Source organism: Acidovorax sp. CCYZU-2555, assembly GCF_018413525.1.
In the GTDB taxonomy this organism is placed as follows: Bacteria; Pseudomonadota; Gammaproteobacteria; order Burkholderiales; family Burkholderiaceae_C; genus Comamonas.
On record NZ_JAHCDD010000006.1, the window covers coordinates 109,546 to 118,290 of the forward strand.

The following is an 8,745-nucleotide window of genomic DNA, read 5'->3' on the forward strand; positions in this document are numbered from 1 at the left end:
CCCTGAGCCACCCTGAACCTTGAAAAAGCTTACTTCCTATTTCTTTCCTCTTGGCCACTCGGATCTGATCTTTCAATTCGCGCGCCGCGACATCGAAGCCAAATACCGCCAGTCATGGCTGGGCATGGCGTGGCTGCTGCTGGCGCCGCTGTTGATGCTGACCATCTACACACTGGTGTTCCGGCATATCTTTCAGGTGCGCTGGGCTCCGCCCGAGGAAGGCAACCTGGCCTTTGCGCTGCGGCTGTATACCGGCCTGCTGATCTTCAATTTCTTCGCGGAATGCATCAACCGCGCGCCCAGCCTTATGCTGGAGCAGCCGCATCTGATCAAGAAAGTGGTGTTCCCGCTGGAAATCCTGCCCTGGGCGACGGTGCTTTCCGCCGGCGTGCAGTTGCTGATCGGCGCCTGCATCTTGCTGACACTGCACCTGATCGGCCTGGGCAGCATCCCGCTGTCGGCGCTGGCCTTGCCGCTGGTCTGGCTGCCGCTGCTGCCGCTGTGCCTGGGCATGGCCTGGCTGCTGAGCGCCGTGGGCCTGTTCATCCGCGACATCGGCCAGATCGTGAGCCTGACCATGAGCGCGCTGGTTTTCATCAGCCCGGTCTTCTTTCCCGTCGAAGTCCTGCCCGCCAAGGTGCAGGAGTGGATGTGGCTCAACCCGCTGGCGCCCATCATGACGCAGACGCGCACGGTGCTGCTGCAAGGTCAGTGGCCCGACTGGGGTCAGTTCGCGCTGAGCTTCGGTGTCTGCACCTTGATTGCCGTGATCGGCGCCGTGGTATTCAATCGCCTGCGCGAGGGGTTCTCCGATGTCATCTGATTTCGCCATCGACGCCAGCGGCCTGTCCAAGCGCTATCCGCTCTACAACAACCCTTCGGACCGGCTGATGAGCCTGCTGTGGGGGCGCAAGCAGACCCAGGATCAATCTTTCTGGGCCTTGCAGGATGTCAACCTGCAGGTGGCGCGCGGCGAAGTCGTGGGCCTGGTCGGGCGCAACGGCGCCGGCAAGTCGACGTTGCTGCAGCTGCTGTGCGGCACGATTCCGTCTTCTTCGGGCCAACTGCGCGTGCAGGGCCGCGTGGCCGCGCTGCTCGAGCTGGGCGCGGGCTTCAACCCCGACTTCACGGGCATAGAGAACATCTTCATGAACGGCGCCATCCTGGGCATGAAGCGCCACGAGATAGAGCAGCGGCTGGACGAGATCGTGGAATTTGCCGATATCGGCGACTTCATCCACAAGCCCGTGAAGACCTATTCGAGCGGCATGTATGTGCGGCTGGCGTTCGCCGTCGCGACCAGCACCGACCCCGACATTTTGATCATCGACGAGGCGCTGTCGGTCGGTGACGGCGCGTTTGCCCGCAAGTCTTTCGACCGCATCATGCGCCTGAAGGAAGCCGGCAAGACGATCTTCTTCTGCTCGCATTCCATGTACCAGGTGGAAGCGCTGTGCGCGCGCGCGATCTGGATGGAAAAAGGCCGCGTGAAGATGGACGGCAATGCCGCGGATGTGACCAGCGCCTATGCCGCAAGCCTGAACGCGCCCACCACGCCCACGCCTGAGCAGGAAGCCGCGGCCGCCCCCGCACCCAGCGGTACGGGACGCATCATCAAGGCCGTGGCCCGCACCAGGACCGAGCAAGGCAGCGAGGTCAAGGTCCTTTCCGGGAAGTCCGATCTGACCATCGATATCTCCTTTGAAATCGACCCGCACCTGCCCGCCCCGGGAGTCGCCATCGGAATTTCCGATGCGAATGGGACCACCGTGACCAGCGCCATTTCCGTCAACGATGGCGTCGTCGTTCCCGTGGACGCCCAGGGTCGGGGACAGGCAAGCATTCTTTTCAAGAAATTCTCCTTGCTCAAGGGCAGCTACTGGGTGACATGCTTTTTGACTTCAGAGGATGGCTTGCATCCATACGACCAGGTGCTGCACTGCCTGCGCCTCAATGTGACCCAGGAAGGCACCGAGCAGGGCTTTGTGAGCCTTCCACGCGACTGGATCACCGCCGCCGCGCCAGCCGACCGTTGACTTGCGATGGCGCAAAATCTACAGATTGCCGGCCAGCCGCTTGAGTTGCGCGATATGGCCCACGGCGATGAGGGCGATGTGCTCGCCTTGCATCACCAGATTTTCAGCAGTGCACTGCAAGGCGACTGGTTCGAATGGAAATATGTCCAGGGCCAGGGCGACGGCGTCGGCATCTGGAATGACAAGCAGGACCTGATTGCCTATTGCGGCGGCTTTCCCCGGCGCATGTTGCACCACGGTCAGCCAGCGGATTTCCTGCAGGTGGGCGACTTGATGGTCAGCCCCGAATGGCGCGGCGTTCTCACCCGAAAAAACCCGTTTTGGTACGCTTGCGAGCATCTGTACACCACAAGGCTTGGCAAGAATCACCCCTACAAGGTGGGTTTCGGTTTCACGCATGCGCGCGCCGCGCGGCTTCACATCAAGCAGGGCCTGAGCTGGGACGGCGGCAATGTGCCGCACCTGCAATGGCAGGTCGCGCAGAGAAAGCCTCGCGCCGGCCCGCAGTGGCTTTGGAAGACGACGCTACTGGCTGCGCACGCGCCCCATTTTCGCGCCACGGTCGACAGGGCCTGGCAGGCCATGCAGCGCGAAGCGCAGGAATTCACCATTGGCATACGCGACGCCGATTACTTTTCATGGCGCTTCAATCAGCGCCCTGACAAGTCTTACCGCATGTTCACGCTGCGGCGTATCTGGGACTTGCACCCGCTGGGTGTGATCGTGCTTTCGCAGCCATCACACCCCGGGGAAACCGTGCAATGGATCGACTGGGTCGGGCCTGTGCGCCATCTGGCGCAGGCTTGTCTGGCCGCGCTGCAGATCGCGGACCAGGACGGCGCAGCGACCATGACAGCCTGGGCCAGCCCGGCCGTGGCTGCATTGCTGGCCAGCACGCAACCCGGATATCTGGCGCCAGCCGCTGAAATATGCATTCTCACGCCCTCTGACATAACGCCGCAGCAATTGCCTGCGCTGAAGCTCTGGGTGATGGCAGGGGATACCGATTTCCTCTAGCCTTGAGGTCGGGCACCAGCACATGGCGCCCATTTTCACATTCTTCCCGCGTATACATGTCCAGGCCACTTCCTCTCCCCTCCATTGCCGTCGTTACCAGCGTAAGCCGCCTTGATGTGCTGCAGCAGCGCCTGGCGCAGTCGGCTTGCCTGCAGCGCGGCGGCCTGCCCTGGTCGGCCTATTTCAACAGCACGTCGGCGGCTGCGGCCTTCAATCCGGCGCTGCAGGCACAGGCGGTGCAAGGTGCCGATTGGCTGGTGTGGGTGCACCAGGATGTGCACTTTCCGCCCGGCTGGGAAAATCTGTTCCGCCAGGCATTGAGCGACGCCTGTGCGCAGTGGCCCACGCTGGCCGTGGCCGGGGTATACGGCGTGCGCGGCGTGGGCGCACAAAGCGTTCGTGCCGGCCATGTGCTGGACCGCGGTCTTTTGCTGCAGGAGTCAGCTGCCCTGCCCTGCCTGGTCGACAGCCTCGACGAGCTGCTGGTAGCCGTGCGCGTGAATTCAGGCCTGCGCATGGACCCGGCGATGGGATTTGATTTCTATGCCACCGATCTGGTGCTGCAGGCACAGGAAGCGGGCCTGTGCGCCGCCGCGCTGGATGCTTTCTGTGAGCACTGGTCCGATACGCCCCCGCATGGCGTGATGCCAGCGGGCCTGATCGAACGTATCAAAAAGAACGCACAGGCGTTCGAACACAAGTGGGCCCACCGCCTGCCGGTCAAGACGCCCTGCTTTGAAATCCACCAGGCCGGCGATGTCGCGGCTTTCGTCGACAGCATCACCACTGCCGCACCGTGAAGAAATATCTATGGAAAGTGGCCCGGTGGCTGCATCACCTGGACTTCGCCTATGCGCTGCCACTGATGGTGCGCCTGCCGCTGAAGACGGCCTATACGCTGGGACGCTGGCGCGGCCTGCTCAACGGCGCCACGGGGCGCGACTGGCGCACGATGGCGCTGGGCTTTCGCCACATACAAAAGCAAACGCGCATTGCCTATGCAGAGCTCGCACCCGAGGCCACAGAGGCACAGCGGGAGACTTGGTGCAGGCAGCGTTTCATGGCCGAGGCCATGGATGAATTCGAAGCGCGCTGGATGAGTGCCGGCCGGGGCGCGGAGCTGACCTGCGAGTTCGATCCGCCCAACGCGCTTGACTATTGCCGTGATCGCAGCCGTGGACTGGTGATGCTGACGCCGCATTTTGAAAGCTTTTTCCTCGGCGCCAGTTTCCTCGCGCGCTCAGGAGAAACGGTCAATGCCATGTCGTCGGCGGTAACTCAGGACCCGCGCGTGGACGAGGCCGTACAGCGGCATTTCCACGCCAAGTACCGCGGGCTGGAGCAGTATTTGAACGGCGGCAAGGTCATCAACATGGAAGAAGGGTTGCGCCCTTTCTACGAGATGCTCAAGCGCCAGGAGATGCTGGTGGTCCTGGCGGATGCCCCGGTTTTGCCCAATGGCGCATCCATGACGGTGCGGTTTCTGGGTGCTGCACGAAAGATCGCAGGCGGTGCCTTGCGAATTGCCCAGCGTACAGATAGCGATATCGGTGCGTATTTATGCATTCCTGTGCGCAAAGGCCACTACAAGATAGTTTTTCTCCCGCCGGCACCCGCTCAAGACCCTGACACCATTCAGCGTATTTATGATTTTTTCACTGAAAACATCATGAGCCATCCGGGAGGATGGTTGGCCAGCGATCTGCTGCATGCCTTGCCCAAGGATACAGAAGAAAAGCCGACATCATCGCCAGATTGAGCATCGCTCCGCATGTGGAATGCAGCCGTACATGAATTCGAATCATGCAAATCGAAAATCAATCTGAAAATAAAGAATATTCCCCGAAAACTCCTGGAAAACCATGAAAAAACGGCCAGAAGAACATATTTCTTTAAAAACTGTAGAACCAAACATCAACAACAATAAATCCATCTCTCTGCTGTTTTTGCGAAATACTTCCTTGTGGATCGCACTTTCCCTCCATGGTTTATTCACAGCATTCTGGACGTTAATTTCGAGAAAAAGTCTTTTCGATTTCCTCCATCCTATCGTGGCTTTATTTCTCTTCACCCTCCCCAAATCCACACATTTGTTTCAGGGCGGCCCCAACTCCAGGCACGGCACCCCAAGAGTGACTGAGAACACACCGGGAATTTATGCCTTCCTACCGGGAGGCCATGCATGAAAATTCTTGACTCAAACTTTCTCCTCAAGTATTTCATCATTATTTTACTGGCTGTCGGGGGATCGTATTTCATACCCCCCATGCAGTCTCCGGATGAGAATCAGCATTTTGCCAAGGCCTACCTTGTCTCACACGGCGATATGTTGCTGACTAGCCCTGAGGGATTGATGTCTGGAGGTCATGTGGATGATGGCCTGCGTGATTTCATTCAGGGACACATGCAACTATCTGGACGCCCGGAAATCAAGCTGACACAGGAAGAAAAAGACAGATTGAAAAGCCTTGAATGGAGCGACGCAAAAAGCCGGTCATTCATGCAAATACCAGGGACTGGCTTCTATCTCCCCTTGATTTACTTGCCGCATGCACTGGCGATCAAGCTAGGAGAAATGGCCCAGCTTTCCATACATCACACATATTACTTGACGAGAATTTTCGTCATGGCGATCTCCATCGCACTGACGCTTTTTGCGTTCTCCATTCACCGCCCAGGCATTCTCGCGCTCGGTATACTCATGCTTCCGATGAGTATTTTTCAATTGCTGTCGCCAACGCTCGATGGCCTCACCACCAGTCTGAGCCTGATCGCCATCAGTCTGTTTCTCTCATTCCAGTCGAAAACGCACCGGCACGGAGCTTTTTACCTGCTGGCGTTTCTTCTAGTTCTGATTGCAACTACCAGAATTCATCTGGCACCGCTTCTTCTACTGCTTTTTATTATTGCTTTTCAGCAAAGAAATCGCAAGTTCCTTGCACTCAGCCTTCTCTCTTCTGGCTTTACATTGTTCTGGATTGTTTTTTCCATAAAAACCACGGTGGACAATAGAATCCCCAGGGACATCTCTTCTCTGGAGACGCTTGAGTATTACCTCATCCACCCGATGAATTTCATGGAAGTGCTGTTCAGCACTGTCACCAACAAGGACATGATGGACTTCTATCTTCAGTCCTTCATTGGAAAGCTTGGATGGCTTGACACTTCACTGCCCCTTTGGCAATACGCAGCGTTTTCCGCATGCCTGGTCCTTTTTGTGCTGCTCAATATCTTTGCCACAGCCCAGAACAATTCCATCGCACGATCTTCTCTTTTCGGCACTGCCCTGCTCTCGGTACTGGCAATTTTTACCGCTCTGCTCATTTCCTGGACGCCGCACCCGGCAACGATTGTGCATGGCATACAGGGAAGATATTTCATTGTTCCATCCCTGCTGCTGGCCTATGCGTTTAACGGCATGATCGACGTTAAATCACGCACTTTATCGTTTGCCAATCAACTGCTTCTATCGGTATTTTTCGCTTTCAGCGCCTACGCTCTGCTGAGCGCGCTGCAAAGCCGTTACTCCATTTATTGATCCCATGATAGCCAGCGTCATTGTTAATTATTTTGGCCACCGGCTGGTCCAATCAGCGGCCGAAAGCCTGTTGCGCGACCGGCCCGACATGGAAGTCATTGTTGTTGACAACAGCATGGACGCGGAAGAAAGCCGACAACTGCGCCAGGTGCTGGACAGCCGTGTCAAAGTCATCACCAATGACTGCAACACCGGCTTTGGTGCGGCCTGCAATACGGGTATCTCGAGCACGCAGGCGGAATTCATCATGTTGCTCAATCCCGATACCCAGGTGCGGGCGGGTTGCATGGACAAGTTACAGGCCGCACTGGCGAGCAATCCCGCACTCGGAGCCGTCAGCCCGGTCCAGCTTTGGGAGCCCGCAGGGCATTGGAAGCTGCCACCCGCCTGGCTGCCATCAGGAGTGGAAATGTGGTGTATCGAGCAGGCCTGGCGCAGCCGCAAGGTAGCCGCGAAGATGTCCAATGCCTACCGCAATCTGGCCTTGCGCATCTGGCGGCCCGACAACAGCGCGCAGTTGATCCCCCAGCGGGCCCTGTCGGGCGGCGCCATGCTGCTGCGTCGATCCGCGGCGCTGCAAAACGGCAGCGCGTTCGACCCGGCCTTTTTCATGTACTACGAAGATTCGGATCTGTGCTGGCGCCTCAAAAAAGCCGGCTGGCAACTGGGCATCGTGCCCGACGCCTATGTGCTGCATGAATGGGAGCACACATCGGCCAAGGTGGAGTTCATGGAGAAGTCCAAGCAGATCTACATCGACAAGCATTTCGCCGGGCGTGGCGCATGGCAGCAGAGAACGGCGCGCTGCATGCAGGCGACCCCGCTCGCCGCCCCCCTGGACTGCCAGGAACATGACAACAGCAGCCCGGCCCTTGAGGTGCCCCCCGCATGGCAAAACGGCTGGCTGCTGGAGATCAGCCCATCGGCTTTGCTGATTCCCGCATTAGGCTGCCTGGGCAGAGGCCCCTGGGCCGAAATTCCCGTGCACCTGACAGAGCGCCTGGGCTCAGGGCCGCTTTACGCCCGCATAGGGCCCGACACGCCGGTCAGCAACACTCGTTTGCCGGTGTTTCGACTGGTCTAACGCCGGAACCAGCGCACAAGCGCACGCAAGGGTGCAGTCATGCGCCATGAGTGGGATGAGTGCAAGGCCTCGATCACCTGCAGCGTTTTTAGCAATTGCTGCTCATGGTCGATCCGCTGTTGCTGCAAGGCATCTTCGGACGCCAGCACATGCTGCTGCAGGCGCTCGATTTCCTGCTGTAGCAACCGGCCTTCACCACCAAGTCGCTCGACTTCCTGCTGATGACGCTGGATGTAGTGCTGGATTTCCTGCTGGTGCCACTGAATGTCCCGGTGATACTGCAGGTTTTCCTGCTCGCGCTGCAACGCGCGCTGATCGCGCTGCATCTCCAGCTGCCTGCCGTGCTCTTTTTGCGCCAGCAAGGCCTGCTGCAGGCCTTCGGCATGCACACTGGCGCTTTGCAGCGCGGACTCGACCCAGCGGTCCACGTACTGGGCGGCGAGATTACGGGCCGTCGGAATAAGGTCCTCGCCGTTGCCCATCGCGGCGATGTCGTCAGCCGCCAAATAGTGATAGGCCTCCGCATAGCGAACCTCGCGCGGCAAGGTGTACGTTCTATAGGAATTCAGGCCTTGGACATGGCGAATGTAGTCCTGTTGTTGCAGCTGCGATGCAAAGTTTTGCATGGCCTGTTCTTTGGCATCCCACACCGAAGTAATGTCCACCAGCAAATTGGCGCGCAGAGGGCTGCCTATCTCATAAAGCATCAGCCCCACATCGGCCTGAGCCCTGCGCCGCCAGATCATCACCGCCGCCGCGACCGCACGCGCACAAGCCTGGTGGTCAGGATGAATCTCCCAGGGCGAAGGCGCTATCACTATTTGAGGTTGATACTGCTCGAGCAGCGCCACCATATGCGCGATCAGACCGCTTTTCGTGAGCAGCCCACGATCCTGGTAGGGCCCGAACTCGCAGTCAATGCCATCACCCAGACCGGCCAGGGCCTGGCGCGACTCCGCGTGGCGCGTGGCGCGGATGGCCGCGCGCTGCGCCTGCGGCGCATACCCGCCGCCATCCGTGAGTATGTGCACATGCACCGCTACGGCTTGCTGGGCATACAGCGCAATTGC

General features: G+C 58.9%; 9 protein-coding genes. 8 read left to right on the plus strand and 1 reads right to left on the minus strand.

Annotated features, from left to right (window positions below; genetic code table 11):
* Positions 1-19: 19 nt before the first annotated feature.
* From KHY18_RS03660 to KHY18_RS03695, 8 genes are all read left to right on the plus strand, one after another.
* Positions 20-823: an ABC transporter permease gene (locus KHY18_RS03660; RefSeq protein ID WP_213294430.1), complete on the plus strand. Its 804-nt coding sequence runs from the start codon at positions 20-22 to the stop codon at positions 821-823.
* Positions 813-2,036, plus strand: a complete 1,224-nt coding sequence (locus KHY18_RS03665; protein WP_213294431.1) for an ABC transporter ATP-binding protein — start codon at positions 813-815, stop codon at positions 2,034-2,036. The genes KHY18_RS03660 and KHY18_RS03665 overlap by 11 nt, the downstream gene beginning before the upstream one ends.
* Positions 2,037-2,090: 54 nt before the next feature.
* Positions 2,091-3,053 carry a GNAT family protein gene (locus KHY18_RS03670; RefSeq protein WP_213294432.1) on the plus strand — a complete coding sequence of 321 codons (963 nt, stop codon included), beginning with the start codon at positions 2,091-2,093 and terminating at the stop codon, positions 3,051-3,053.
* A gap of 56 nt (positions 3,054-3,109) precedes the next feature.
* Positions 3,110-3,853: a hypothetical protein gene (locus KHY18_RS03675; protein ID WP_213294433.1), complete on the plus strand. Its 744-nt coding sequence runs from the start codon at positions 3,110-3,112 to the stop codon at positions 3,851-3,853.
* Positions 3,850-4,812, plus strand: coding sequence for a lysophospholipid acyltransferase family protein (locus KHY18_RS03680; RefSeq protein ID WP_213294435.1), 963 nt, complete (start codon positions 3,850-3,852; stop codon positions 4,810-4,812). Before KHY18_RS03675 ends, KHY18_RS03680 begins: the two co-directional genes overlap by 4 nt.
* A gap of 103 nt (positions 4,813-4,915) precedes the next feature.
* The gene (locus tag KHY18_RS03685) at positions 4,916-5,239 is read left to right on the plus strand and encodes a hypothetical protein (protein WP_213294437.1); all 324 of its coding nucleotides are present in this window, start codon (positions 4,916-4,918) and stop codon (positions 5,237-5,239) included.
* Entirely contained in the window at positions 5,236-6,591 is a 1,356-nt protein-coding gene (locus tag KHY18_RS03690) for a DUF2142 domain-containing protein (RefSeq protein WP_213294440.1), read from the plus strand. The genes KHY18_RS03685 and KHY18_RS03690 overlap by 4 nt, the downstream gene beginning before the upstream one ends.
* Positions 6,592-6,595: 4 nt before the next feature.
* Entirely contained in the window at positions 6,596-7,675 is a 1,080-nt protein-coding gene (locus tag KHY18_RS03695; protein WP_213294442.1) for a glycosyltransferase family 2 protein, read from the plus strand.
* On the opposite strand, the gene KHY18_RS03700 is transcribed toward KHY18_RS03695, so the two are convergent.
* A partial coding sequence (locus KHY18_RS03700) for a PIG-L family deacetylase (RefSeq protein WP_213294443.1) occupies positions 7,672-8,745 on the minus strand: 1,074 nt, incomplete at its 5' end. The two genes, KHY18_RS03695 and KHY18_RS03700, sit on opposite strands and share 4 nt — an antisense overlap.